This is a genomic window from Pseudohongiella spirulinae, assembly GCF_001444425.1.
GTDB classification, from domain to species: domain Bacteria; phylum Pseudomonadota; class Gammaproteobacteria; order Pseudomonadales; family Pseudohongiellaceae; genus Pseudohongiella; species Pseudohongiella spirulinae.
This window is the reverse complement of the sequence record NZ_CP013189.1, coordinates 2,704,629-2,728,043: the sequence shown is the minus strand read 5'-3', so window position 1 is coordinate 2,728,043 and position 23,415 is coordinate 2,704,629. Positions and strand designations below refer to the sequence as shown.

Sequence of the window (23,415 nt, the reverse complement as noted above, 5' to 3'; positions counted from 1 at the left end):
CACCAGTTTAACCATTGGTTCAGGCTGTCTGGGGACAATCATAGTGGTTCGCTATAGTCCTGTCCGCTGCCCTGTTGATAGCAAATGGCCGGGTGGCTGACGTTGTTCCTGTTATTTTTCTGGAGTCTTTAACCATGAATATTGTTCGTCCCTTGTTTTCATTAGCTCTGACGGGTTGTTTTGCGATCGCCACGATGCCAGCACTGGCGCAAACTGAGCCACAAGGTTTTTATGTCACCGCCTACGCGCAGGCCAGCCGCTTGAGCTCAACCAGCTTTGATGAAGTCGGCAATGCCAATCTTGGCGCCGGCCTCAAAGCACAATTCGACGCCGGCCTGGGTCTGGGCGGTGATTTTGGCTTCAATTACGGCAACGGCTGGGCGGCCGAATTTGAGTGGAACTGGCGCCGTCATGATCTGAAATCGCTCAGCGGCGTTGGCAGCGCGGCGGTCACCGAAGGCGACTTCGCCTCGAATATCCTGTTTTTGAACGGCCTGCGTCGCTTTGTGAGGCCGGACAGTGGATGGGTTCCCTATGTTGGCGTGGGCGTGGGCTGGGTGCAGGAGATCGATTTCGACCTCAACACCGGAGCAACCGAGCGAGCCTGGTCCAAACAGGGTGATATCGGTGTGCAACTGATAGGCGGTGCTGAGTATGCACTGAGCGATACCTGGCGGCTCACGGCAGATGTTCGTGTATTGCGTTTGGGCAATCAGCAACTGTCGGCTGAGGAAGGCGTGACCGGCCGGCTGGCAAAACCGGGTTATAACCCCCTGTCTGTGCAGATCGGACTGCGGCGCATGTTCTGATCAGGCGAATTGGTCGGGCCCGGGTGGCTGTGGCGCTACTGTTTCGTAACGCGACGCTTCGCCAAAGCGGGCCAGTACCTCTGCCTTGCGGCGACGGCTGACCGGAATCTCGCGGCCGTCGCTTAACTGACAGACCAGCCCGTCTGCTTTGCGCCGCACAGTCCGGACATGGCTTGCATGAACCCACCAGGAGCGGTGGATACGCATGCCGGCCGTGGTTTCCGAGTCTTCGACCTCCTGCAAGGCCCCCAGGATGAGCGTCGATCCCCGGGTGGTCCATACGCGCAGGTACTGCAGCTCCGACCTGACGGCAATGACATCATTGCCCAGTTCTCCGGGCAGCGACTGACGCCACAGTGGCCGCTTATGGATGATATCTGGCGCCGCCACCGAAGGCTCGATGGCTGTCTGTGAGTTATCGTTTGCTTGCCGCTGGACAAGCACTGGCGGTAACAAGCCCTGCAATCGCGGCAACGAAATCAACAGCCAGGCGGCCGTGACCGGGCCAACAAACTCGCTGAGCTCCTGAGCCAGCGCGGAGAACCCAAAATCCGCTATCGCGCCTGCATCCAGCTCATCATCAGCTGTTGCCTCAAAACCGAGCAGTGCCTGCATCAACCCCTCGCCGATCAGCCAATAAAGCGGCGCCAGCACCAGCGAGCCGAGGATGCCACTGGCTGCTACCAGCGTCCACAAAGGCCACTGCTGCAGTTGCTGGCTGCGGCTGAGTGCGTAAAGAGCGGACTGCAGGACGATCAGGCCGCTGCTGATGGTCAACAACCAGAAAAAGCCCATCCAGGACCAGGGTGCGATGAACCCCACATCCGGCTGCAGAGCCATAACCAGCAGCCACAGGGCGCAGCCGGTGCTGCCGAGGTAACGAAAAATAGATGTTGCGCTGGCAGGATATGCGCTGCGATGCACGGTGCTCATTCAGGTTTCAACACCTGCATTGGCGCAGCCGGGGTTAATTGACTGAGAGCATCAAGTGCGCTTTGCATGCCAAGTTCAATTAACAACTGCAAGGCATCAGGTTCAATTTGCGTGGTCCAGCGCAATTCGCTGTGATGCTCATCTACGGTCAGCACCTGCATGTTGGCTTTGTGCAGCGCCACGGCCGGACGGTTGATCAGGCCGTATTCCAATATCATGGCGTCGCTGTCGCGCCTGTATATACGTTCTTGCACCGTGCCCGCTCCCACCATTTCCAGTGTGCGCACGTCACCTTCCAGTGTGCAGGCCGTAATCACTGGCACCCAGTCGATCCGGGTAACGTTGCCGACAATTGCCCAAAGGTCGGAGGCAGGAATCGGTAAGCGCATGTGTTTAGTGACGGTAGCCATGTAAGATATCCTCAAAATTAGTTCAATTCTGGCAGAACAACGTTGTAGTGGAAAGCGCCTGACAGTTTCGCCATCCTTGGCGGTCACCCCGACCAAGCAAGTCCAATTCCTCCGATCTCCAATCCATGAAAAAAGGGGACTCCCTTGCGGAAGTCCCCTTTTTCATGGATTGGTGGAGCTGGCGGGAGTTGAACCCGCGTCCGTCAGTCCGCTGTCCCAGGATCTACATGCTTAGCGTCGTCTATTAAGTTAACCCGTGTCGGCCCGACGGGCAGGGCGATTTGGGCGAGCCCGGTAAGTTTTAGCTGCTTTGCGCCAGGCGCACTCCACAGCGATCCTGTTCTATATGACGATTGCGATCACTGGTTTACAGGCATCCCGGTGGCAATCGCTCGCGGCGCTATTTAGGCTGCGAGAGCGTAGTTTTCGTCGTTGGCAACTATATAAGTTGCATAGATTGATTTACGAGAGTCTATACCCTCTCGGCATGCACCTTGGAGTTTGATACCGGCGTCGAATCCAAATCAGCCCCAAAATGTTCTTTCAGCTTAGCACACTATAAGACATGAGGGCGCGCTCTTTTATTTCAAGAGCTGCTGTAATTCTTTTATGTCACTGACGATGGCGACGGGTTTATGCATGGCCAGTTGTTCCGGCGGGTGTACACCCCAGGTGACGCCGATGGCCGGCATGCCGATCGCTTCAGCCATGGCCATGTCATAGGTGGTATCGCCAATCATGATGGCATCGCCCGGTTCCAGCTCCAGGTGCTGCAGGATTTCCAGCAGCATGGCCGGGTCGGGCTTGGAGCGGGTTTCGTCGGCGCAGCGGGTGATGTGAAACCAGGGCTCCAGCTGGCTGGCCTGCAGGGCCAGGTTGAGACCGCGGCGGCTTTTGCCGGTTGCAACGGCACAGTGGCGTTGGCTGGCATGCAAATCCTGCAGAATATCGGTCATGCCCGGAAATACACGCTGATGTGCCGCTGACGTCGCCATGAAATGGCTGCTGTAGGCCTCTCGCATGGCGGCCATCTGATCAGGGGTGATGCCGGGGTAGAGCCGTTTTAGCGCTTCCACCAGGCCCAGACCGATAATGTCACGGTAAGCGGCGCGTTCCAGAGACTCAAAACCAGTTGTTGTTGAGGCGTGGTGCAGGCAATCAGTGATATGTTCTACAGAATCGACGACGGTGCCATCCCAATCGAAGATGGCGGCTTTGATGCTCATATTGCGATGTTACCGATTCTGCTGGCGCACCAGGCGCTGTTTCTGGATGTTCCACTCACGGTCCTTGATGGTGTCACGCTTGTCGTGGTCTTTTTTACCCTTGGCCAGCGCCACCTGGCATTTGACCATATGGCCTTTCCAGTACAGCTTGGTAACGATGCAGGTGTGCCCTTTTTGCTGCACGCTGTTGAACAGCGTGGCCAGCTCTTTTTTGTGCAGCAGCAGCTTGCGGGTGCGATCCGGATCGGCCACTACATGAGTGCTGGCGGTATTCAGAGGATTAATGCGGCAGCCGATCAGAAAGGCCTCGCCGTCCTTTAACACCACATAGCTGTCCACCAGCTGCACTTTCTTCTCGCGCAGACTTTTGACTTCCCAGCCTTCCAGGGCCATGCCGGCCTCAAAAGTGTCCTCCACAAAGTAATCGTGGGACGCTTTTTTATTGCGGACAATGGTAGTATCAGGGACTTTGGATTTCTTTGCTTTGGCCATGGCGGCGGATTATACCTTGATTCGGGTGCGCACGCTCAAATTGACCGGGTATTTTTGCGATTGCTAGAATCCGCTGATCGATAACAAGAGGGAAGATCATGGCAATAGAACGCGGTCAGTTCAGTTCGCGACTGGGATTTGTGCTGGCGGCAGCAGGCTCGGCGGTGGGCCTGGGCAATCTGGTGGCCTTCCCGGTCATGGCTTCGAAAAATGGCGGGGCCGTGTTTCTCATGGTCTATGTCCTGTTTGTGGCCCTGATCTGCTTTCCGGTACTGCTGGCTGAAATTGCCATGGGACGGGCCACGCGCCGCAACCCGGTGGGTGCTTTTTCTGCGTTGACCAACGGCAATGCACTCTGGCGGACAGCTGGGAAGCTGGCAATCCTGACGCCTTTTATGATTGCCGTTTTTTACACTGTGGTCACGGTCTGGATTCTGATTTTCCTGTTTCGCGCAATGACGGGCGGTCTGTCCGATCTGGCAACTGCATCTGCTTTTGGTGACATGATAGGGTCACCCGGTATTTTTCCCTGGTTCATCCTTTTGCAGGTAGCTGTTTTTGGCGTATTGCTGGGCGGTGTAAAGGGCGGTATCGAACGACTGGCGAGGGTGCTGATGCCAACGCTGGCCGTTATGCTGGTGGGTCTGATTCTGTTTGTCATGACCCTGGATGATGCCATGCTGGGGGTGCGTTATTATCTGGTGCCTGACTTCAGTCGTCTGAATGGCACCGTGATCAACTCGGCATTGAACCAGGCGTTTTTCTCACTGTCGCTGGGCATGGGTATCATGATTACCTATGGCTCGTATTTCAGCCGTCAGGACAATATTCTCAACTCCGGCAAAATGGTCGCGATGGCTGATACCTCGGTGGCCTTTATGGCGGGTCTTTTGATTCTGCCTGCCATTTTTGCTTTTAACCCGAATACCAACCCTGACGATCTGTCCACCAGTAGCGTCGGGTTGATCTTTACCTACCTGCCGCAGATTTTTCTCTCTATGCAGGAAGCCGTTGGCTACTTTGGAGCCAGCGCGGTTGCTGTGGTGTTTTTTGCCCTGGTATTTTTCGCAGCCATGACATCGCTGGTCTCCATTCTTGAAATACCCATTGCCTATATGATTGATGAGTGGAATTTCTCACGCCGCAAGGCGGTGCTGGTGCAGGCCGGGCTGGTTACCACCTTTGCTGTGCTGGCGGCGCTGTCCTTTGGAATGTCGCCATTTTTGACGGATTTTATCCCCTATGGTGGCGGACCCAAATCGTTTTTTGATCTGATCGCAGATACCTTCTCTGAAGTCATTCTGCCGCTGGTTGGTTTTTTTGCCTGTATTGTCTGCGCGTATCGATGGCGGCAGGGATTTACGGATGAATTGAGTGCCGGAGATGAAGGCTTCAGAAATTCGGCCCTGGCGGGTTATCTGACGTTCTCATTGCGAACCTTTGTGCCTGTGGTCCTGCTGTTTGTTTTTGTGAACTCAGTGGCCGCCAAATATTTTGCTGTTGATCTGATCAGCCTGATTGCCGGATAGTTTGATGGTCACTATTGAACGCAGTGCTCTGGTTAATTATTCGGCCGGGCAGATGTATGCCCTTATCGATGATATAGAGCAGTACCCGACGTTTATGCAGGGCTGCATCAAAGCGGAGGTGTTGGAGCGCACGGCAACGCAGGTGACCGGTCGGCTGACGCTGGGTAAAGCCGGTCTTAAGTACAATTTTACAACTCGTAATTCCGTTGTGCCCGGTCGATCCATGGATATGGAGTTACTTGACGGACCGTTTAAGAGTTTTGATGCGACATGGCACTTTAAACCACTGTCTGAAACGGCCTGCAAGGTTTCGCTGGTGATGCATTTTGAATGGGCGGGCGGATTTCTGGGAGCAGCCATGGAAAAGCTGTTTCAGCACTCGGCCAATTCACTGGTTGATGCTCTGGTTGACAGAGCAGGTAAATTGTATGGCTGAAATGATGGATATCTGTGTGGTTTACGCGCGGCCAGATACGCAGCAGCAGGTTAATCTGCAATTGCCGCCGGGCAGCACCGCGCAGCAGGCTTTGCAAGCCAGTGGATTGCTGGAGCAATGGCCCGAGATTGATCTGAGAAAAAACCGCATTGGTGTTCATGCCAGGATTCTGGATGGGCGGGTGAATCCTTCACCTGAGCACTATGTGTTGCAGCACCTGGACCGTGTGGAAATTTACCGTCCGCTGCAGATAGACCCTAAACAGGCGCGACTTCTGAGAGCCGAACGAGCCAAAGCAAGACATAAAAGAGTGCAGGAAAATCATGAGTCAGAGTGACAAAGACAGTCTTTTTAAGCGACTGGAAAAAGGCCTTCGGGAATTCTACGTGGCGCCTTTCCGGCAGTCTTTTGCCAGGGCACAGCGCGACGAAGAAGATCTGTTTATGTTGATGGTGTTTGCCGAGACTCTGGGTGTGCCTAATCCGGCTGCTTATTACACCCTGGAACTGTTGCCGGTTGTATATGAGCGTTTCCATGAGTGGCACAAGCGCATGGGACTGGATCACTCTCCATTGGATCATATCAAATGTTGTTAGAACTGGCCGGTTCACGGCGTATATTGTTTTTTGGTGGCAAGGGCGGTGTTGGCAAAACAACAGTATCGGCTGCGACTGCTGTGGCAATGGCGGAAACTGGCAAACGCGTCCTGCTGGTATCCACTGATCCTGCGCACAACCTCGGGCATTTATTTGGACGTGAGATAGGTCCCTCCCCGGTTAAGTTGGCTGAGGGCCTGGACGGACTGGAGTTGGATCCTGATCGTACTGTGGATCAGCACCTGGAAGAAGTTACGGCGGCACTGCGGCGAATGATGCCAGCGCATCTGGGCTCCGAAATTGACAAGCATATCTCGTTATCGCGTGATGCCCCTGGCATGCAGGAGGCTGCCATGCTGGAGCGGATTGCAGAAGTTGTCGAACTGAAAAGAGAATATGACCTGATTGTCTTTGACACTGCACCATCGGGGCATACCGCTCGCCTGATGGCACTGCCTGAGATGATGTCGGCCTGGACGGAGGGTTTGATTCGTCAACGAGAGAAGGCCGACAGTTTCAGTGCTGTGCTGCAAAGCCTGTCGCGCGATAGCAGCGTGGGTGAAAAGGCCTTCGGTGACGAGCCAGCCAGGCAGGATGAGGACCGAAACAGTCGTATTAGACGACTGCTGAACCGGCGCAAACAGCGCTTCGCCGGGCTGCGTGAAACCATCGCTGACCGGCGGCAGACTGCTTTTGTTATTGTGCTGGCGGCCGAGCGCTTGCCGGTGCTGGAGACGATAGAGTTAAATGCACAGTTGCTGCGCGCCGGCGTTGATGTGGCCGCTCTGGTGGTTAACAAGCGCTTGCCGGAAGGCCTGCAGGGTTTCCTGGCGGAGCGCAAGGCTCAGGAGGAGATTCATCTGGCTACTCTGCATGAGCAGCTTGCTCATATCCCTCGTAAGGATTTGACGCTGGCTGCACATGATGTGCTGGGTGTTAATGCGCTCAGGGCATTTGCTGCGGAGTTTTGAGCTGGCTCATTGTCATCGATCTGTCAGAGGCATACTATAGGATTGTCGGTTGACAGGAGTCAGGGTATATGCAGGCTCTCTCACCTAATAATCATGAAAGGAGTAGGCTCATGCGGGAACAAAAAAAGAGTACGATGCTGCAGCGGCTTAAGCTGGGTTTGACAGGTCTGGCGATGACGGCTCTGGCTGCCTGTGGCGGCGGTTCTGAAACGGCTGACAGTGGAACGTCAGAGATCACGTTGCCAGTCAGTCTCAACGAAGTGATGGTGGCCCTGATCAATGATGCGGCAGATCCGATCTGGGCTGCAATGTGGAACAATCCGCAGACTGATCGTGATTGGCGGCAACTTGAGCGTCTGGCTTATCAGATTGAAATTGGCGGTTCACTGCTGGTGTTTCCGGGAACCGGCCCGCTGGACGAGGCGTGGACATCCAATCCACGCTGGCGTGAACTGGCGTCACAGTTAAGTCAGGATGGAGCAAGAGCCGTGAATGCTGTGCGCAGCCGTAATTTCGACTTGATGCAGCGCGCCGGCGATCAGCTGATAGAGACCTGTGAAACCTGTCACCGCGAATTCAAGCCTGATTTGCCCACGATGGATATGTTCGGTGAGCTGCCGCAATTGCCGCCGGTATCTTTATAAGGCTGCGGATCAGTCTTTTAATTCCAGTTTGCTGTCGACGCCTGCCTTCTGGCAGGTGCGGCACAAACCGTGGAATTCCAGCTGCTGACGAGCAAGAGCAAAACCCGTGTCCTCGATATTGGCGCTCAGCTCCTGCAGGATTTCCTTGCGAATACCTACTTCGTCGACGCCCCGACAGTTATCGCAGATCAGAAACTGCGGTACTTCGTGGTCGTGCTGGCAACTGATGTGTGAACATGGCAGGTACTGATTGGTAGTCTCTAATCGATGCACCAGCTCATTTTCTTTCAGAAAATGCAACATCCGGTAAACAGACATAACGGACAGGGATTTGCCGTATTCATCACGGTAAAGGTCAGCAATCTGATAGGCCGATAGCGGTTCGGCTGACTCAAGAACCACCTTCAGCACACGTCGTCGTTTGTCTGTGAGCCGCGCGCCGTGATCCGCGCAGATATGCTGGGCGCGCTCCAGTGTCTGATCGATGTCGGCCTGGTTCGATCGCATAGCACCTTATTCCTTCAGGGGTTACTTGCTGAAGAGTTGTTGGCCACCTGATGCCATGCCGCGTTCGGGCCTGGCTCAAAATCGCCTTCGTAACGCATCAGCTGTTCATTTTCGAAATAGAGTGTGATGCGCTCTTGACCACGGACGCCGCCGCCGGGCTGGTAGTTGTAAACATAGTCCCAGCGGTCCTGGTTAAATGGATCTCTGACCAGAGGAGAGCCCATGACAAAGATCACCTGACGAGGTGTCATGCCTGGTTCAAGCTTGTCGATCATGTCCTGTGTGATGATGTTGCCCTGAGCAATAGGAATCTTGTAGACGCCGGGAAATTGCGGGACTGGCAAGGATGAACAGGCCGTCAGCCAAAGGCTGATCAGCGACAGCAGCGACAGGCGCAGGGTAAATCGGGATATATTCGAGCGGGGTACGGCAATAGTCATGGAGTGTTGGCCTGAACTTTTAACTGAATGCATTAATGTGCATAATAACCCATGCGGTCGCCTGTGGTAAAACAGGCCTTATCGTCGTCATAGATTGACGCCAGCATAGCTTTATTAGCCAAGAGAATCACTATGTCTTCAGAAAATCAGGAATTACGTAAAGCCGGACTCAAAGTGACTCTTCCGAGAGTAAAGATCCTGCAGTTACTGGAAAGTTCCGAGACCCGTCACATGAGTGCTGAAGATGTATATAAGGCGCTGATTGAGGCCGGAGAAGAAGTCGGTCTGGCAACTGTGTACCGTGTGCTGACCCAGTTTGAATCAGCCGGGCTGGTGATGAGACATCGATTCGAAGGCGGGCATTCAGTTTTTGAACTGCATACCGCCGAGCACCATGATCATATCGTATGCAATAAATGTGGCTTGGTGGAAGAGTTTTACGATGAAGTTATCGAAGAGCGGCAGGACAAGATCGCCGCCCAGTTCGGCTTTGAGATCACCGATCACAGCCTGTATCTGTACGGCATCTGTGCGGAGTGTCAGAAGGCCGCTTCCTGATGAGGTCCCGACTGCTCCGTCAGTTGGCGATCAGCTCGCGTGCATGCGCCAGCGACTTTTCTGAATTGCCGCCCAGCATTCGGGCTATTTCCTGAAGGCGCTGCTCTGCGTCCAGCGTGTTGATATAGGATTGGGTTGCCCCATCCTCGGCAGTCTTGCTGACCAGCAGGTGCTGATTGGCCTGGCTGGCGACCAATGGCTGATGCGTTACACACAGGATCTGGCTGCGTTGACCCAGTAGTTTCAACAGGCGTCCCACCGTTTTTGCAACATCGCCGCCAATACCGACATCCACTTCATCAAAGACCAGAGTGGGGGTGTCGGAGGTCAGTGCGGTAATGACCTGAATGGCCAGACTGATGCGCGATAACTCACCACCAGAGGCAATACGCGCCAGTGGTTTGGCGGCCTGCCCGGCATTGGTGCTGATCAGGAATTCAGCCTGCTCAAGCCCGAATTGCTGGGGCTTTTCTGCATCAGTCGCGTTAAATGCTATGTGTAGCCGGGCATCCCGCATGGCCAATGCCTGCAATTGTTCATTAATGGCCAGAGTCAGCTTGTCTGCTGCATGTCTGCGGGCGGCACTGACGGTTTTGGCCAGGGTCAGCCATTGACCGTTCAACTCGTCGACGTTTTTCTCAAGAAGTCTGATTTCATCATTGTTGTCGGCCAGTGACTGTAGCTGCTGCTCAATTTGTGCTTGCAGCTCTGGCAGCTGTTCTGGTCTGACTTTGTGCTTGCGGGCCAGTTGATGAATGTCACTAAGGCGTTCATTGACCTGGGACAGACGCTCGGGGTTGATTTCAATGGCGTCCATACGCCGATTGATCTCGCCGGCGGCCTCCTCTACCTGAATCAATGCGGTGTTCAGCAGCTCGAGAATGTCCTGAAATGCAGTGGCACTGGCATCGCAGTCAACCAGCAACTGCTGGCTGTGTTGCAGCATCTGAATGATATTGACTTCGTCATCTTCCCGGCACAGTAACAAGAGTTTCTGCAGGCTGGCCAGTCGGGTTTCGGCGTGCGTCAGCTGATCGAGTTCCGCGTCCAGTTGTTCGAGTTCTTCTGTACTGACTGCCAGTAGCTGAAGCTCCTCCAGCTGGTACCGTGCCAGCTCCTGCTGCGCTGACTGTTCATCGCTGAGCTGCTGCAGCTCAGTCAGTTTGCGTCGTGCTGCACGCCACTGTTCGCTGAGCTCTGCTAACCGTTCGCTCTGCTTGCTGATCGAGGCAAAATCGTCCAGCAATTGCTGGTGAGTGGTTTTTTTGAGCAGAGAGTGATGTTCGTGCTGGCTATGAATATCCATCAATAATGCGCCAAGCGCGGACAGTGACTGCAGAGTGACTTGAGAGCCGTTTATCCAGGCCCGCGAGCGGCCGTCCGCAGTGATGCTTCGCCTGATCAGGCAGATGGCGGGGTCATCACCATGCAGCGTGTTTTCATCCAGCCAGTGTCGGGCAGCTGTCAGGTGGCTCAGATCAAACTCTGCGCTGATATCGGCACGCTCACAGCCGCTGCGCACAACATCTCGATCGGCCCGGTCACCAAGGATCAGGCTCATGGCGCCCAGAATAATCGATTTGCCGGCACCGGTTTCTCCGGTAATGGCTGTCATGCCACTCGAAAACTCGATTTTCAGGGCTTCGGCGATGGCATAGTTACTGATAGACAGATGTGTCAGCATGATGATGTGATTATAGTCATTGATAAGCAATTTCGCTGAATTCAAGCCTTGAATCATATCACGGCGTCCCCATATTGAGCAGATAACTCAACAGGTGGGAAATTGAGGTTTCGGAAACATGACTGAACAGACACCGGAAACGGGTAAACAGGAAGAATTCGAGAGTCGCGGTGCGGAAGAACAGCTGGAAACAGCTGCTCAGGATAACACCGAGACAGTGGACGAGGGTGGACAGCCCCGCACGCTGGAGCAGGCACTGCTGAAACTGGCAGAGGCTGAGGCGGTCATGGCTTCGCATCAGACCGAGGTGCTGCGATTGCATGCTGATATGCAGAATATTCGCCGACGCGCCGAGCAGGATGTGGAGAAGGCCCATAAATATGGGCAGGAAAAACTGGTCTCGGAGCTGCTGCCGGTTATCGACAACCTGGAGAGAGCACTGCAGGCCACTGATGACCAGGAAGATCAGCGCGTCAGTGCACTGCGACAGGGCGTTGAGTTGACGTTAAAAAGCTTTATTGGCTGTTTGCAGAAATTTAACGTGGAGCCGCTGGACCCTATCGGCGAGCCCTTCAATCCTGAATATCATCAAGCCATGGGCATGATGGAAAGCTCGACGGCTGAGCCCGATTCTGTGACGGCTGTCATGCAGAAAGGATACACCCTTAACGGACGTGTCCTGCGGCCAGCCATGGTGATGGTGGCGCGTGCTCCCGATGGCGATGGCGTCGACGTTAAGGCCTGAGGAAACCGCAATTTATTTCGCGGCTGCTCTTGAAATAGGCCGTAAAGAACCAATATAGAGCTTCAACAGTTTTTAATTCAGAGGACGTCAGCCCTGGCTGGAAATATCGGCAAAAGCGGGCGACATCATTGGAGAGGATAGTATGGGCAAGATTATCGGTATTGACCTGGGCACCACCAACTCATGCGTGTCAATTCTGGAAGGTGGCAAGGCGAAAGTCATTGAAAATGCGGAAGGCGACCGCACCACGCCGTCAGTGATCGCTTACACCAAAGATGGCGAGACTCTGGTAGGTCAGCCAGCCAAGCGCCAGTCTGTGACCAACCCCAAAAATACTCTGTTTGCGATCAAGCGACTGATCGGTCGTCAGTTCCAGGACGAAGTGGTTCAGAAGGACATCAAAATGGTGCCTTATGAAATCACCAAGGCCGACAATGGCGATGCCTGGGTGCGTGTTAACGAAAAAGACATGTCCCCGCCGCAGATTTCAGCCCAGGTGCTGAAAAAGATGAAAAAAACGGCTGAGGATTACCTTGGCGAACCGGTGACCGAGGCTGTGGTGACAGTGCCTGCGTATTTTAACGATTCGCAGCGCCAGGCGACCAAGGACGCGGGCAAGATAGCCGGTCTGGAGGTCAAGCGTATTATCAATGAGCCAACTGCTGCGGCACTGGCTTATGGTATGGACAAAAAGTCAGGTGACAGCACGATTGCTGTATTTGACCTGGGTGGTGGTACTTTTGATATCTCCATCATTGAAATTGCCGAGACTGATGGTGAGCACACCTTCGAGGTGTTGTCGACTAACGGCGATACTTTCCTTGGTGGTGAAGACTTTGACCTGCGTTTGATCGACTATCTGGCCGATGAGTTCAAGAAAGAGTCGGGCATGGATCTGCGTAGTGATCCGCTGGCCTTGCAGCGTCTTAAGGAAGCCGCTGAGAAGGCGAAAATTGAGCTGTCATCTGCTCAACAGACTGAAGTCAATTTGCCATATATCACAGCTGATGCCTCTGGTCCCAAGCATCTTGCGCAAAAACTGACACGCGCTAAATTTGAGTCACTGGTTGAAGGTCTGGTGGATCGTACCCTTGAGCCGGTCAAAATGGCCCTTAAGGATGCTGGTCTGGATGCCAGCAAGATTGATGATGTCATTCTGGTTGGTGGTCAGACCCGTATGCCACTGGTTCAGAAGAAAGTCGCAGACTTCTTCGGTAAGGAAGCACGTCGCGATGTGAACCCGGACGAGGCAGTTGCCATGGGTGCCGCCATCCAGGCTGCGGTATTGTCTGGTGAAGTGAATGATGTTTTGCTGCTGGATGTGACACCGCTGTCTCTGGGTATTGAAACTCTGGGTGGCGTGACCAGTGTTCTGATCGACAAAAACACCACTATCCCGACCAAAAAGACGCAGGTGTTCTCAACCGCTGATGACAATCAGACGGCTGTGACCATCCACGTTGTGCAGGGCGAGCGTAAGCAGGCCAATCAGAATAAGTCGCTGGGGCGGTTCGATCTGTCAGACATCCCGCCGGCACCGCGTGGCATGCCACAGATTGAAGTGGCCTTCGATCTGGATGCCAACGGTATCCTCAACGTGTCTGCCAAAGACAAGGCGACTGGTAAAGAGCAGTCCATCGTCATCAAGGCCTCCAGTGGTCTGACCGATGAAGAAATCGAGCGTATGGTTAAAGATGCCGAAGCCAATGCGGCTGAAGACCAGAAGTTTGAGAAGCTGGTGACCGCCCGGAACACAGCCGACGGCCTTGTGCATGCGACCCGCAAGACACTGGCTGATGCAGGTGACAAGGTCGATGCTGACGAGAAAGAAAAGATCGAGTCTGCTATCGCGGCACTTGAGGAAGCCATGAAAGGCGGTGAGCTGGAAGAAATTGAAGCCAAAACCAATGCTTTGACTGAAGCGTCTTCGGGCCTGGCTCAGAAGATGTATGCTGAGCAGCAAGGTGCGTCGGCACAGGCTGATGATGCCGCCGCTGGCGACAACAGCGGTGCCGCTGATGATGCTGTGGACGCCGAATTCGAGGAAGTTAAGGACGACAAATAATGTCCAAGCGTGACTATTACGAAGTACTGGGCGTCGCCCGTGGCGCGTCGGATGCCGAAATAAAAAAGGCGTACAGGCGCGTCGCCATGAAGCACCATCCGGACAGAAACCCTGACAACAAAGAGTCAGAGGATTTGTTTAAAGAGGCCAATGAAGCTTTTGAGGTGTTGTCGGACGCTGACAAACGGGCTCGTTATGATCAGTATGGGCATGCCGGTGTCAATCCGCAGGGAGGCGGTCATGGTGCCGGTGATTTCGGAGACATTTTCAGTGATATCTTTGGTGACATCTTTGGCGGTGGCCGTGGCGGCGGTCGCAGCGGTGTGCGCAAGGGAGCGGATTTGCGCTACAACCTGGAACTGGATCTGGAAGATGCAGTCAAAGGCACCACGGTCAAAATTCGCATACCGACGGCCGTAACCTGTAAGACTTGTGACGGCTCAGGTGCCAGGAAAGGTTCCGCGCCAGTGGATTGCAGCACCTGTAATGGTGTCGGACAGGTACGAATGCAGCAGGGATTTTTCTCTGTGCAGCAAACCTGTCCCCGTTGTCATGGCAGCGGCAAGCAAATCAAGGACCCTTGCAATACCTGTCACGGTCGTGGGCAGGTTGAAGAACAGAAAACGCTGTCTGTTAAAGTGCCAGCCGGCGTTGATGAGGGCGACCGGATTCGTCTGACTGGCGAAGGACAGGTCGGCGTCAATGGAGGTCCCTCCGGCGATTTGTACGTACAGATTCATATGCGTGAACATAAGCTGTTCGTGCGAGACGGCCGTGACCTGCATTGTGAGATACCAATCAGTTTTGTGGACGCGGCTCTGGGTGGAGAGCTGGAGGTTCCGACACTGGATGGTCGGGTTAAGTTGAAGATTCCTGCCGAGACGCAGACAGGCAAATTGTTCCGTTTGCGTGGTAAAGGTGTAACCTCGGTTCGTGGCGGTGGCGCCGGTGATCTGCTGTGCCGTGTTGTAGTAGAGACGCCTGTGAAATTGACGCGACGCCAGAAAGAGCTGTTGCAGGAGTTTCAGACCATCGGAGACAGCGAGGGTCAGCAGTCACCCAAGAAAACCACCTGGTTTGATGGCGTGAAGAAATTTGTTGATGATCTGCGCGCCTGATCCGGCGCGCAGAGTCTTATGAAGGCCTTAACTCAATTGCTTCAGAAGCTCGCCGTGCTGCTCTGGCCGTAATCTGGGGCCAAATTCCGTGACGACAGTTGCTGACGCCAGGCTGGCCAGGTCGCCTGCCTGGCGGAAGCTCATGCCCTGAGTGATACCGTAAAGAAAAGCGCCTGAAAACATGTCCCCGGCACCGTTGGTATCGACCGCCTTGACTGAGTGCGGTGCGATATCGATGTACTCACTGCCATCGTACAACAAAGCGCCGCGCGCGCCGCGTGTAATACAGAACTGCCTGGCCACTGCGGACAGTCGTTCGCAGGCCATGGCAAAGTCTTGTTCGCCAGACCATATCTTCGCTTCCTTCTCGTTGCAGAACAGCAGGTCGACACCGCTGCCGATGACTTCGTTAATGCCATCCCGGAAATATTCCACCATAGCTGGGTCCGAGAAGGTCATGGCGGTCTTGATATTGTTCAGTTCAGCCGTCTGTTTAAGATTTACTGCAGCGGCACGAGCCGATTCTGAGGTCACCAAATAGCCTTCTATGTAAACATACTTTGACTGCGTAACGATTTCTTCGCGAACGTCATCTACCGAAACCTCAGAGGAAATGCCCAGATGCGTGAGCATAGTGCGTTCAGCGTCGGGAGTGACCATAACCAGGCAGCGGCCGGTCATGCCGGTTTCGCGCACTTTGCCCAGATTGGTGTGGATGTTGTGATCACCCAGTTCTGACACGTAAAAATCACCGGTTTCATCATTTGCGACTTTGCAGGAATAAAACGCAGTGCCACCAAATTGGCTGAGCGCATACAGGGTATTGGCCGCCGACCCCCCGCCAGCTCGTTTTCTAAGAGAATAACGCTCGGTCAGCAGATCCAGAATGCGCTGCTGCTGGTCGGCCTCGATCAGCGTCATAAATCCTTTTTCTATACCGGCTTCCGTGAAAAACTGATCATCAACTTCAAATTCCTTATCGACCAGAGCATTGCCGATGCCATAAACATCAAAACGTGTCATTACATGAATCCTGTCGTTATATTTAAAGAGCTGCAAATGCCTTTTCGGCGGCGTCCAGTGTCAGTCTGATTTCATCATCGCCGTGCGCGGCGGACACAAAGCCGGCTTCAAAAGCCGAAGGTGCCAGGTAAACGTTATTGTCCAGCATGAGGTGAAAGTAGCGCTTAAAGCGTTCAACGTTGCATGCCATGACCTGTTCGAAGCGGGTCACGGCCTTTTCTTCAGTGAAGAAGCAGCCAAACATGCCGCCGACCTGATTGGTGGTGAAAGCAATACCGGCTGCATCAGCGCGCTGTTGCAGCCCCTCCAGCATTTGTGAAGTGCGCTGGGTCAATCCTTCATAGAATCCGGGTTTCTGTATCTCATTCAGCATGGCCTGGCCGGCGGCCACGGCCAGCGGGCTGCCCGCCAGGGTGCCTGCCTGATAGACAGGTCCGAGTGGGGCGATGCAGTTCATGATATCAGCGCGGCCACCAAAAGCGCCCACTGGCAAGCCGCCGCCGATCACTTTGCCAAGAGTTGTCAGGTCAGGTGTCACACCATAGACAGACTGCGCTCCACCCAGTGCCGTTCGGAATCCTGTCATCACCTCATCGAAAATCAACACGGATTCATATTGCGTGCAGAGCTCGCGCATTGTTTCCAGAAAACCCGGTACTGGTGGCACCAGGTTCATGTTGCCGGCGACTGGCTCAACAATGATGCAGGCAATTTCACCGCCATGGTCGGCAAATAATTGTTTCATGGCATCAATGTCATTGTAGGGCAGTACGAATGTTTGATCAGTATAAGAGCGCGGCACTCCTAATGAGTCAGGTTCGCCCAGTGTCAGAGCGCCGGATCCGGCCTTTACCAGCAGACCGTCGACGTGGCCGTGATAACAGCCTTCGAATTTGACCACTTTATCGCGGCGCGTAAAACCTCGCGCCAGGCGGATGGCGCTCATGGTGGCTTCTGTGCCAGAGGTCACCAGTCGCACTTTTTCGATGGAGGGAACCAGTTTGCAGATGGTTTTGGCAATCTCAACTTCGGCGGCTGTTGATGCGCCGTATCCCAGCCCTTTGCTGAGTTGTGTCTGTAACGCGCTGATCACAGCCGGATGACAATGACCCAGAATCAGGGGGCCCCAGGCGCCGACATAGTCAACGTAACGGTTGCTGTCTTCATCTAGCAGATAAGCGCCCTGCCCACCGCTAAAAAACAGCGGGGTGCCGCCGACACCACGGAAAGCTCGCACAGGTGAGTTGACCCCGCCGGGGATGTAGCGCTGCGCCTCTTCAAACAACTCGGCAGATCGTTTGGGCTCGTAGTGAGTAGAGTCAGTCATAAGTACCTCTGTTTCAAAATTGACGCGCCTTAAACAGATTATTCAAGGCGTGGACGCGGTTGCTGATGTCATCCGCGCTAAAAATATAATTGATGGCGGCCAACATATTAGCGCCGTGCTCGACCAATAAAGCACCGTTTTCTGCGCTGACACCACCAATAGCAACGATAGGCAAAGTTGTCATGGCCCGGATACGTTGCAGGTCCATCAACGTGGCTGGTGGCGCTCCGGGTTTGGTCAATGACGGGAAGAAACGCCCCAGCGCGATATAGTCAGCATGGTTACGTACGGCTTGCTGCACCAGTTCATCGCTATTATGACAGCTTATGCCAATGATCGCCCGGGCACCCAGACGCTCGCGGGCATCGAGCAGGCCGGTGTCGGATTGGCCCAGATGCACACCGTCGGCATCCACAGCCTGACACAGGTCGATATCGTCATTGATCAGCAATCGGGCACCATAGGTCTGGCAAAGGGATTTGAGTTGTGCAGCCTCGTTGACTTTGTCTGCAAAACTGGCGGTCTTGTTGCGATACTGGATTAAAGCCGCACCGCCGACCAAAGCCTGCTCTACGGCATTTATTAAATCACCACCCCGTTGCAGGTGCTCGTTGGTGATGGCGTAGACGCCGCGCAATGGGTGATGCGGATTCAATTCTCGGTGTCGCTCTTTTGTTTGTGTCGTTTGCGGGTTGTCACTGTGACGCGTCATTCTAGCAGAGGCATGTCGACTGTCCCAGACGCTGGTCGACGATTCGGAAAGTGCTGGCCGGAGCCTGGCCGGAAGCCATTATTCAGCGCGTGCCAGGTGAAATTCTGAGCCTGTTGCGCTGAATCAGAAATACTCAGACCTTTGGCAATGCAGGCTGCCAGAGCGCTGGCCAGCGTGCAGCCTGAGCCATGATAGCTGCCTGTCAGCCGGGGCCAGGACCACTGTTGTGCCGGAATCCTGGCATCCTGTGCGTAAAGCCGATTGATGACGCTCTCAGTGTTGTCATGAGTGCCCGTGACCAGCACAAACTCGCAGCCAGCAGATAGCAGTTCATTGGCAGCGGACTCCTGGCTTGCCGAGTCCGGTACCAGGCGTCGTAGCTCATCCGTATTCGGGGTCAGTACCCATGTGGCGGGAATGATCAGTTTTCGGTACAGCGTTAGCAGATCGGCGGTGTCGAAGTCGAAGCCACCGCCGGCTTTCAGTACCGGGTCGGCAATCACCGGGATATCCGGCATGTCTGCCAATATCTGTGCAACTACTTTCAAAGTCTCCGGGCTGTCGATCAGGCCGATTTTGATCGCCTGGATTTGGAAGTCAGCCACCAGGGTGCTGACCTGCTGTCTGATCAGATTCCCGTCGACTGGCTGAGTGGCTATAACGTTGACACTATTCTGAACGGTGAGTGTGGTAACGACCGGCAGTGCATGTGCTCCCATGGCCGAAATGGCTTCGATGTCGGCCTGAATGCCGGCGCCACCGCTGGGATCCAGTCCGCTCAGGCACAGGACACACGCTGTCTGCGTAGTTGCTGCTGTCACGATTAAAAGGGTTTAACCACAACCAGAATGACAACTGCGATCATCACCAGCACAGGGGCTTCATTATAAAAACGGAAAAATTTGTGGCTGTGTGTATTGCGATCCTCACGAAAACGCACCATGAACCACCAGCAACTGATGTGGTAGATAATCAGTAGGACCACAAGACTCAGCTTGGCATGCAGCCAGCCCTGGCGCAGATAATAATCCGGCGCAGAAGCAATCAGCCAGCTGCCAAACAAGACAGTGGCGATTGCCGATGGTGTCATGATGCCTTTGAACAGCTTGCGTTCCATAATGACAAAACGGTCTTTGCTCACCTGGTCATCACTCATGGCGTGGTAAACGAATAATCTGGGCAAATAGAAAATACCTGCAAACCAGGTGATCACCGACATTATATGGAACGCTTCTAACCAGGCCATAATCGACTCGCATGTGGAGATGTATTAACAGGCAGTCATTATGCAACCGGTGAGCTGTCGAGTACAGACGGGTGACGTCAAAAGCAGTGATCTAGTGCTAGAATGAGCGGGCAATGCATATCAAACAGATTGAGGAGATTGTTGTGATCAAGGTGGGAATAGTCGGAGCTACGGGTTATACAGGCGTGGAATTGCTCAGGCTGCTGGCGCTGCGAGATGATGTGTGCCTGCAGGTAGTGACTTCCCGCGAGTTGGACGGTACACCCGTTGCTGACGTTTTCCCCAACCTGCGGGGTTATATCGATATTGCCTTCAGCAATCCGGATGACGAGGCTCTGGCTGCCTGTGATGTGGTCTTTTATGCTACGCCTCATACCGTGGCGATGAAAAGTGCGGCCTCACTGATGGCAAAAGGTACCCGGATCATAGACCTGTCCGCTGATTTTCGCCTCAAGGACAGAGCGCTGTGGGAGCAGTGGTATAAGGAAAAACATGAAAGTCCCGAGCTGATTGAGCTGGCTGTCTATGGACTGCCCGAGGTTAACCGTGATGCCATCCGCCAGGCGCAATTGGTGGCGGTTCCGGGATGTTACCCCACTGCCGTTCAGCTTGGCTTTTTGCCCTTGCTGGAAGCGGGGCTCGTTGATACTTCGCGTCTGATCGCTGACGCCAAGTCCGGAGTCAGCGGTGCCGGGCGAAAGGCTGCTGTAGGCAGTCTGCTGTGCGAGGCGTCCGAGTCGCTGAATGCCTATGGGGTAGCCGGTCATCGACATTTGCCGGAGATCAGCCAGGGCTTGGAGAAAGCGGCAGGGCAGGCTGTTAATCTGACATTTATTCCGCATCTGACGCCGATGATTCGTGGTATTCACGCAACGCTCTACGCGACTCCCCTGGGCGATGTTTCGGCGCAGCAATTGCAGTCTTTGTACGAAGCGCGTTATGCGGACGAGCTATTTGTTGATGTGATGCCTCCGGGCAGCCAGCCGGCTACACGAAATGTTAAAGGTTCTAACCGATGCCAGATGGCAGTTCATTACCTGCCAGCCAGCAACACCATTGTTGTCTTGTCGGTTATCGACAATCTGGTCAAGGGTGCCTCTGGTCAGGCGGTTCAGAATATGAACATCATGTTTGGTCTGCCGGAGAATGAAGGCCTGCAGACCTTGTCTCTGTTGTTATAACAACCATGAGTGCGGAGCGGCTCGGAGAAGGTGATAACTGATGGCCGGTAATGTCAAAGGTCGTCGGCACTATCGAATGAAAGTTGTGCCACACCGTCCCCGTATGCAGGCGCTAGCGGTACTGATGGCAGTTGCATTATTGCTGTTCTCCATTGGCGGTGCCTACTGGCTCGGTTATCAACGGACGGCAAATGAATTGACTGCCGCCAGGGTAGTTCAGGCAGATTTTCAGCGCCGGGCAGTTCAGGCAGAAAATGAGCTGTCAGAGGTCAGGGAGCGGCTGACATTTGTTGAGCGGACCAGGTTACTTGACCAGCAGGCTGCTCAGAATGCCCGTCAATTGCTAAGCGAGTTGCGTCAGCAGTTATCGACCACAGAGCGTGACAACGCGCTGTACCGCCAGGTCCTGGGTACAACGGGTCAAGCGCAGCCTGAACTGCTGGTCTTGCGCTGGGAGGTGAGAGCCACAGATGTGCCGGGTTATTTTTACTACGAGCTGGACGTGGGCATGACCGGGAGCAATGGTGAATCAGCCGACATTTTGCTTGATGTCGATTTGCTGGGTCAGCAACTGGACCAGGCAGCCGCAATCAAGGTGCTGGAGTCTCATGCCATTGCTCTGAAATATTTGCGCCGACTCAGTGGTTTTCTGATTGTTCCGGAGGATTTTGAGCCGGACAAGGTGAAGGTTCGCGGCGCAGGCAGATCGGCCAGTGTGCCTGACATAGAATTTGAATCGCAGTGGGTACTGAAGCAGGAGTAACACATGTTTGGCGCAAAAAATAAAAACCTGGCCCGATCGGGTAGTCTCCATCATACGCTTATTTCTGTTGGTACCGAGATCCAGGGCGACATCCGCTTTACCGGAGAGTTGATTATTGAAGGTCAGTTGGCAGGAAACATTGTTGCTGATGATGACTCCGAGGCCGTATTGAGAATTGCTGACCAGGGAAGGGTAGATGGCAATATCAGTGTGCCGGTTGCTGTGGTTAATGGCAGTGTTAACGGTGATGTGAGAGCAAGCAAACAGCTTGAGCTGGGCGCCCGCGCCAGGGTCAGTGGCACAGTCTACTACCAGTTGCTTGAAATGGTGATGGGTGCCCGTGTTAATGGCAGTCTGGTCTGTGATACCAAAGCCAGGCCGGAGCCCAGGGCTTTGTTGCGTGGCGAGACCTACTCTGACACGGACTAATAGTTGACTAAAATACTCGGATATGGCCATAATTTCACGCTTAGCTTTAATCCCAACTTCTGTGGACCCGCTGTTTTATGTCAACCGTACAGACTCATGAACCCGTCATCATCGCGCTGACAGATAATGCCGCTGACAAGGTGAAAAGCCTGATCGACGAGGAAGGTAAACCTTCGCTCAAGTTGCGGGTTTTTGTGACCGGTGGCGGCTGCTCTGGATTTCAATACGGCTTCAGTTTCGACGAGGAAGTTGCTGACGATGACACGATCGTCAAGCATAAGGGAGCAACACTTATCGTTGATCCGCTCAGCTATCAATACCTGGTCGGGTCCAGGGTGGATTACGTCGAAAATCTGGAGGGATCCAGATTCGTTGTTAATAACCCGATGGCGACCACGACTTGTGGTTGCGGATCATCATTTTCTATCTGAGCGACCAGGGTAGATTCCACCCAGAATAACCGGGTGTCTGGCGCCCGTAAGTGAGCCACTGTCAATGGCCTTTTGTGCAAGGGTGTTCGCAGCCAGCCACGCAAAGGTTGCTGCTTCCACCCAGTCTGGCGCCATGCCAAGCGCCTCGCTGGAGCATACGTGCCTGTCAACAAGTAGCTGCTGCAGGCGCGAAATCAGCGCCCGGTTATGTGCTCCGCCGCCACATACAGCCAGTCGTGTATATCCTTTGCCATGTCGTTCGACAGCTCTTGCGACTGTGACAGCGGTCAGCTCAAGCAATGTGCGCTGAATGTCGCGGGGTGAGCTGTTCGCTTCGCCCGTGCGGGCCTGAGCGGTCTGAATCTGTCGGGCCAGCCAGGTTCCGTTGAAGTATTCGCGCCCGGTGCTTTTAGGTGGTGGCCGCTTAAAATAGGCATCATCCAGCATCTGAGCCAGTAGTGATTCATCGACCTGGCCGCCCTCAGCCCATTGCCCGCCATTGTCAAAAGCGGCGCCGGTCTGCGCGTTTATCCAGCTGTCCATCAGCACATTGCCGGGTCCGGTATCAAATCCGCTGGGTGTTTCATCGATATCTCGGGCCAGCATCGTCAGGTTTGCTATGCCACCAATGTTCAGCACCATTGCCGGCTCGTCAGGTTGATAGAAAAAGTGTTGATGAAAAAGTGGTGCCAGTGGTGCACCTTGTCCGCCGGCTGCCATATCGCGCTGTCTGAAGTCGGCTATGGTGGTAATGCCGGTGATTTCTGCAATGGTGCTGGGGTCGCCAATCTGCATGCTGAACGGGCTGGCGCTCTCCGGGTGGTGGTAGACAGTCTGGCCGTGACTGCCAATAGCGCTGATCTGCTCTGGTCTTAATTGTTGTGCGTTCAAAAGTTCAAGTGCCGTGGCGGCAAACTGTCGTGCAACATCAATGTCCGTCTCGCCCAGCAGAGACAGTGGCACCGGCTCGCCCGAGCAAAGAGTCAAAATACGTGATCGGAGTGAGTCGGAGATTTTGCCACTTTGAGTGGCCAGCAGGCGTGTCTCCCTGCCGCTGGTCTCAATCAGGGCGCAGTCTATTGAGTCAACGCTGGTGCCCGATATCAGCCCGATATAATAGGCAGACGCCGGGTGATTCAC

The 23,415-nt window shown here is 54.3% G+C and carries 28 protein-coding genes and 1 other RNA gene; 15 read left to right on the top strand and 14 right to left on the bottom strand.

The annotated features are described in order from the left end of the window. The first annotated feature begins 134 nt into the window (after positions 1-134). Positions 135-809, top strand: coding sequence for an outer membrane protein (locus tag PS2015_RS12620; RefSeq protein WP_058022566.1), 675 nt, complete (start codon positions 135-137; stop codon positions 807-809). On the opposite strand, the gene PS2015_RS12615 is transcribed toward PS2015_RS12620, so the two are convergent. The 5 genes from PS2015_RS12615 to smpB form a co-directional block, all read right to left on the bottom strand. Then, a complete protein-coding gene (locus PS2015_RS12615; RefSeq protein ID WP_058022565.1) occupies positions 810-1,742 on the bottom strand; it encodes a LytTR family DNA-binding domain-containing protein in 933 nt (310 codons plus the stop codon). Beyond that, positions 1,739-2,152 carry an SRPBCC family protein gene (locus PS2015_RS12610; protein WP_058022564.1) on the bottom strand — a complete coding sequence of 138 codons (414 nt, stop codon included), beginning with the start codon at positions 2,150-2,152 and terminating at the stop codon, positions 1,739-1,741. The genes PS2015_RS12615 and PS2015_RS12610 overlap by 4 nt, the downstream gene beginning before the upstream one ends. 170 nt (positions 2,153-2,322) lie before the next feature. Continuing rightward, positions 2,323-2,684: a transfer-messenger RNA gene (ssrA, locus tag PS2015_RS15485) on the bottom strand. A 49-nt stretch (positions 2,685-2,733) separates the two neighbouring features. Continuing rightward, a complete protein-coding gene (locus tag PS2015_RS12605; RefSeq protein WP_058022563.1) occupies positions 2,734-3,378 on the bottom strand; it encodes an HAD family hydrolase in 645 nt (214 codons plus the stop codon). 9 nt (positions 3,379-3,387) lie between these two features. After that, entirely contained in the window at positions 3,388-3,870 is a 483-nt protein-coding gene (gene smpB / locus PS2015_RS12600; RefSeq protein WP_058022562.1) for an SsrA-binding protein SmpB, read from the bottom strand. Positions 3,871-3,968: 98 nt separating this feature from the next. Here smpB and PS2015_RS12595 point away from each other — a divergent pair, with 98 nt between their 5' ends. From PS2015_RS12595 to PS2015_RS12570, 6 genes are all read left to right on the top strand, one after another. Beyond that, on the top strand, positions 3,969-5,399 hold the full coding sequence (locus PS2015_RS12595; RefSeq protein ID WP_058022561.1) for a sodium-dependent transporter: 1,431 nt from the start codon (positions 3,969-3,971) through the stop codon (positions 5,397-5,399). 4 nt (positions 5,400-5,403) lie between these two features. Next, a complete protein-coding gene (locus PS2015_RS12590) occupies positions 5,404-5,835 on the top strand; it encodes a type II toxin-antitoxin system RatA family toxin (protein WP_058022560.1) in 432 nt (143 codons plus the stop codon). Then, entirely contained in the window at positions 5,828-6,172 is a 345-nt protein-coding gene (locus PS2015_RS12585) for an RnfH family protein (RefSeq protein WP_058022559.1), read from the top strand. The genes PS2015_RS12590 and PS2015_RS12585 overlap by 8 nt, the downstream gene beginning before the upstream one ends. Continuing rightward, positions 6,159-6,431, top strand: a complete 273-nt coding sequence (locus tag PS2015_RS12580) for a cory-CC-star protein (protein WP_058022558.1) — start codon at positions 6,159-6,161, stop codon at positions 6,429-6,431. The genes PS2015_RS12585 and PS2015_RS12580 overlap by 14 nt, the downstream gene beginning before the upstream one ends. After that, the gene (locus tag PS2015_RS12575; RefSeq protein ID WP_058022557.1) at positions 6,422-7,402 is read left to right on the top strand and encodes an ArsA family ATPase; all 981 of its coding nucleotides are present in this window, start codon (positions 6,422-6,424) and stop codon (positions 7,400-7,402) included. The genes PS2015_RS12580 and PS2015_RS12575 overlap by 10 nt, the downstream gene beginning before the upstream one ends. 110 nt (positions 7,403-7,512) lie before the next feature. After that, entirely contained in the window at positions 7,513-8,046 is a 534-nt protein-coding gene (locus PS2015_RS12570) for a cytochrome c (protein WP_058022556.1), read from the top strand. Positions 8,047-8,055: 9 nt separating this feature from the next. Here the strand turns inward: PS2015_RS12570 and PS2015_RS12565 are convergent, their stop codons facing one another. Then, positions 8,056-8,553, bottom strand: a complete 498-nt coding sequence (locus PS2015_RS12565) for a Fur family transcriptional regulator (protein WP_058022555.1) — start codon at positions 8,551-8,553, stop codon at positions 8,056-8,058. Between the two features lie 14 nt (positions 8,554-8,567). Next, complete coding sequence (locus PS2015_RS16035; RefSeq protein WP_082628241.1) at positions 8,568-8,993, bottom strand: outer membrane protein assembly factor BamE; 426 nt, start codon at positions 8,991-8,993, stop codon at positions 8,568-8,570. Between the two features lie 132 nt (positions 8,994-9,125). Between PS2015_RS16035 and fur the strand changes: the two genes are divergently transcribed. Further along, entirely contained in the window at positions 9,126-9,551 is a 426-nt protein-coding gene (fur, locus tag PS2015_RS12555; protein ID WP_058022553.1) for a ferric iron uptake transcriptional regulator, read from the top strand. Between the two features lie 19 nt (positions 9,552-9,570). On the opposite strand, the gene recN is transcribed toward fur, so the two are convergent. After that, positions 9,571-11,292: a DNA repair protein RecN gene (gene recN, locus PS2015_RS12550; RefSeq protein ID WP_237113327.1), complete on the bottom strand. Its 1,722-nt coding sequence runs from the start codon at positions 11,290-11,292 to the stop codon at positions 9,571-9,573. A 61-nt stretch (positions 11,293-11,353) separates the two neighbouring features. Here recN and grpE point away from each other — a divergent pair, with 61 nt between their 5' ends. The 3 genes from grpE (at position 11,354) to dnaJ (ending at position 15,163) form a co-directional block, all read left to right on the top strand. After that, on the top strand, positions 11,354-11,980 hold the full coding sequence (gene grpE / locus PS2015_RS12545) for a nucleotide exchange factor GrpE (RefSeq protein ID WP_058022552.1): 627 nt from the start codon (positions 11,354-11,356) through the stop codon (positions 11,978-11,980). A 142-nt stretch (positions 11,981-12,122) separates the two neighbouring features. Further along, positions 12,123-14,045: a molecular chaperone DnaK gene (gene dnaK, locus PS2015_RS12540; protein ID WP_058022551.1), complete on the top strand. Its 1,923-nt coding sequence runs from the start codon at positions 12,123-12,125 to the stop codon at positions 14,043-14,045. After that, the gene (gene dnaJ, locus PS2015_RS12535) at positions 14,045-15,163 is read left to right on the top strand and encodes a molecular chaperone DnaJ (protein WP_058022550.1); all 1,119 of its coding nucleotides are present in this window, start codon (positions 14,045-14,047) and stop codon (positions 15,161-15,163) included. Before dnaK ends, dnaJ begins: the two co-directional genes overlap by 1 nt. Before the next feature lie 27 nt (positions 15,164-15,190). Here the strand turns inward: dnaJ and PS2015_RS12530 are convergent, their stop codons facing one another. From PS2015_RS12530 to hemJ, 5 genes are read right to left on the bottom strand one after another with little or no spacing between them, the layout of a single operon-like run. Further along, positions 15,191-16,186 (bottom strand): adenosine kinase, encoded by a 996-nt coding sequence (locus PS2015_RS12530; RefSeq protein WP_058022549.1) that lies wholly within the window; start codon positions 16,184-16,186, stop codon positions 15,191-15,193. A gap of 22 nt (positions 16,187-16,208) precedes the next feature. After that, positions 16,209-17,513: a glutamate-1-semialdehyde 2,1-aminomutase gene (gene hemL / locus PS2015_RS12525; RefSeq protein WP_058022548.1), complete on the bottom strand. Its 1,305-nt coding sequence runs from the start codon at positions 17,511-17,513 to the stop codon at positions 16,209-16,211. 13 nt (positions 17,514-17,526) lie between these two features. After that, on the bottom strand, positions 17,527-18,225 hold the full coding sequence (thiE, locus tag PS2015_RS12520; RefSeq protein ID WP_082628129.1) for a thiamine phosphate synthase: 699 nt from the start codon (positions 18,223-18,225) through the stop codon (positions 17,527-17,529). Next, a complete protein-coding gene (gene thiD, locus PS2015_RS12515; RefSeq protein ID WP_058022547.1) occupies positions 18,222-19,046 on the bottom strand; it encodes a bifunctional hydroxymethylpyrimidine kinase/phosphomethylpyrimidine kinase in 825 nt (274 codons plus the stop codon). Before thiD ends, thiE begins: the two co-directional genes overlap by 4 nt. Before the next feature lie 2 nt (positions 19,047-19,048). Then, positions 19,049-19,471, bottom strand: a complete 423-nt coding sequence (gene hemJ / locus PS2015_RS12510; RefSeq protein WP_058022546.1) for a protoporphyrinogen oxidase HemJ — start codon at positions 19,469-19,471, stop codon at positions 19,049-19,051. Between the two features lie 143 nt (positions 19,472-19,614). On the opposite strand from hemJ, the gene argC reads away from it, so the two are divergent. From argC to erpA, 4 genes are all read left to right on the top strand, one after another. Further along, positions 19,615-20,652 (top strand): N-acetyl-gamma-glutamyl-phosphate reductase, encoded by a 1,038-nt coding sequence (gene argC, locus PS2015_RS12505; RefSeq protein ID WP_058023343.1) that lies wholly within the window; start codon positions 19,615-19,617, stop codon positions 20,650-20,652. Between the two features lie 40 nt (positions 20,653-20,692). Continuing rightward, a complete protein-coding gene (locus PS2015_RS12500) occupies positions 20,693-21,415 on the top strand; it encodes a DUF6776 family protein (RefSeq protein WP_058022545.1) in 723 nt (240 codons plus the stop codon). 3 nt (positions 21,416-21,418) lie between these two features. Next, positions 21,419-21,844 carry a bactofilin family protein gene (locus tag PS2015_RS12495; protein WP_082628128.1) on the top strand — a complete coding sequence of 142 codons (426 nt, stop codon included), beginning with the start codon at positions 21,419-21,421 and terminating at the stop codon, positions 21,842-21,844. A 77-nt stretch (positions 21,845-21,921) separates the two neighbouring features. Further along, positions 21,922-22,275 carry an iron-sulfur cluster insertion protein ErpA gene (gene erpA / locus PS2015_RS12490; protein ID WP_058022544.1) on the top strand — a complete coding sequence of 118 codons (354 nt, stop codon included), beginning with the start codon at positions 21,922-21,924 and terminating at the stop codon, positions 22,273-22,275. Here erpA and PS2015_RS12485 read toward each other — a convergent pair. Continuing rightward, positions 22,261-23,415 carry an anhydro-N-acetylmuramic acid kinase gene (locus PS2015_RS12485; protein ID WP_058022543.1) on the bottom strand — a complete coding sequence of 385 codons (1,155 nt, stop codon included), beginning with the start codon at positions 23,413-23,415 and terminating at the stop codon, positions 22,261-22,263. The genes erpA and PS2015_RS12485 overlap by 15 nt on opposite strands.

What these genes read in the sequence shown, in the direction of transcription:
- smpB (WP_058022562.1), bottom strand. Translation starts at nt 3,870, where the DNA reads ATGGCCAAAGCAAAGAAATCCAAAGTCCCTGATACTACCATTGTCCGC.
- PS2015_RS12565 (WP_058022555.1), bottom strand. Translation starts at nt 8,553, where the DNA reads ATGCGATCGAACCAGGCCGACATCGATCAGACACTGGAGCGCGCCCAG.
- PS2015_RS12595 (WP_058022561.1), top strand. Translation starts at nt 3,969, where the DNA reads ATGGCAATAGAACGCGGTCAGTTCAGTTCGCGACTGGGATTTGTGCTG.
- PS2015_RS12495 (WP_082628128.1), top strand. Translation starts at nt 21,419, where the DNA reads ATGTTTGGCGCAAAAAATAAAAACCTGGCCCGATCGGGTAGTCTCCAT.
- recN (WP_237113327.1), bottom strand. Translation starts at nt 11,292, where the DNA reads ATGATTCAAGGCTTGAATTCAGCGAAATTGCTTATCAATGACTATAAT.
- dnaJ (WP_058022550.1), top strand. Translation starts at nt 14,045, where the DNA reads ATGTCCAAGCGTGACTATTACGAAGTACTGGGCGTCGCCCGTGGCGCG.
- PS2015_RS12585 (WP_058022559.1), top strand. Translation starts at nt 5,828, where the DNA reads ATGGCTGAAATGATGGATATCTGTGTGGTTTACGCGCGGCCAGATACG.
- PS2015_RS12530 (WP_058022549.1), bottom strand. Translation starts at nt 16,186, where the DNA reads ATGACACGTTTTGATGTTTATGGCATCGGCAATGCTCTGGTCGATAAG.
- fur (WP_058022553.1), top strand. Translation starts at nt 9,126, where the DNA reads ATGTCTTCAGAAAATCAGGAATTACGTAAAGCCGGACTCAAAGTGACT.
- dnaK (WP_058022551.1), top strand. Translation starts at nt 12,123, where the DNA reads ATGGGCAAGATTATCGGTATTGACCTGGGCACCACCAACTCATGCGTG.
- PS2015_RS12620 (WP_058022566.1), top strand. Translation starts at nt 135, where the DNA reads ATGAATATTGTTCGTCCCTTGTTTTCATTAGCTCTGACGGGTTGTTTT.
- PS2015_RS12610 (WP_058022564.1), bottom strand. Translation starts at nt 2,152, where the DNA reads ATGGCTACCGTCACTAAACACATGCGCTTACCGATTCCTGCCTCCGAC.
- PS2015_RS16035 (WP_082628241.1), bottom strand. Translation starts at nt 8,993, where the DNA reads ATGACTATTGCCGTACCCCGCTCGAATATATCCCGATTTACCCTGCGC.
- hemL (WP_058022548.1), bottom strand. Translation starts at nt 17,513, where the DNA reads ATGACTGACTCTACTCACTACGAGCCCAAACGATCTGCCGAGTTGTTT.
- PS2015_RS12615 (WP_058022565.1), bottom strand. Translation starts at nt 1,742, where the DNA reads ATGAGCACCGTGCATCGCAGCGCATATCCTGCCAGCGCAACATCTATT.
- hemJ (WP_058022546.1), bottom strand. Translation starts at nt 19,471, where the DNA reads ATGGCCTGGTTAGAAGCGTTCCATATAATGTCGGTGATCACCTGGTTT.
- grpE (WP_058022552.1), top strand. Translation starts at nt 11,354, where the DNA reads ATGACTGAACAGACACCGGAAACGGGTAAACAGGAAGAATTCGAGAGT.
- PS2015_RS12590 (WP_058022560.1), top strand. Translation starts at nt 5,404, where the DNA reads ATGGTCACTATTGAACGCAGTGCTCTGGTTAATTATTCGGCCGGGCAG.
- PS2015_RS12605 (WP_058022563.1), bottom strand. Translation starts at nt 3,378, where the DNA reads ATGAGCATCAAAGCCGCCATCTTCGATTGGGATGGCACCGTCGTCGAT.
- PS2015_RS12580 (WP_058022558.1), top strand. Translation starts at nt 6,159, where the DNA reads ATGAGTCAGAGTGACAAAGACAGTCTTTTTAAGCGACTGGAAAAAGGC.
- thiE (WP_082628129.1), bottom strand. Translation starts at nt 18,225, where the DNA reads ATGACGCGTCACAGTGACAACCCGCAAACGACACAAACAAAAGAGCGA.
- PS2015_RS12575 (WP_058022557.1), top strand. Translation starts at nt 6,422, where the DNA reads ATGTTGTTAGAACTGGCCGGTTCACGGCGTATATTGTTTTTTGGTGGC.
- erpA (WP_058022544.1), top strand. Translation starts at nt 21,922, where the DNA reads ATGTCAACCGTACAGACTCATGAACCCGTCATCATCGCGCTGACAGAT.
- PS2015_RS12570 (WP_058022556.1), top strand. Translation starts at nt 7,513, where the DNA reads ATGCGGGAACAAAAAAAGAGTACGATGCTGCAGCGGCTTAAGCTGGGT.
- PS2015_RS12500 (WP_058022545.1), top strand. Translation starts at nt 20,693, where the DNA reads ATGGCCGGTAATGTCAAAGGTCGTCGGCACTATCGAATGAAAGTTGTG.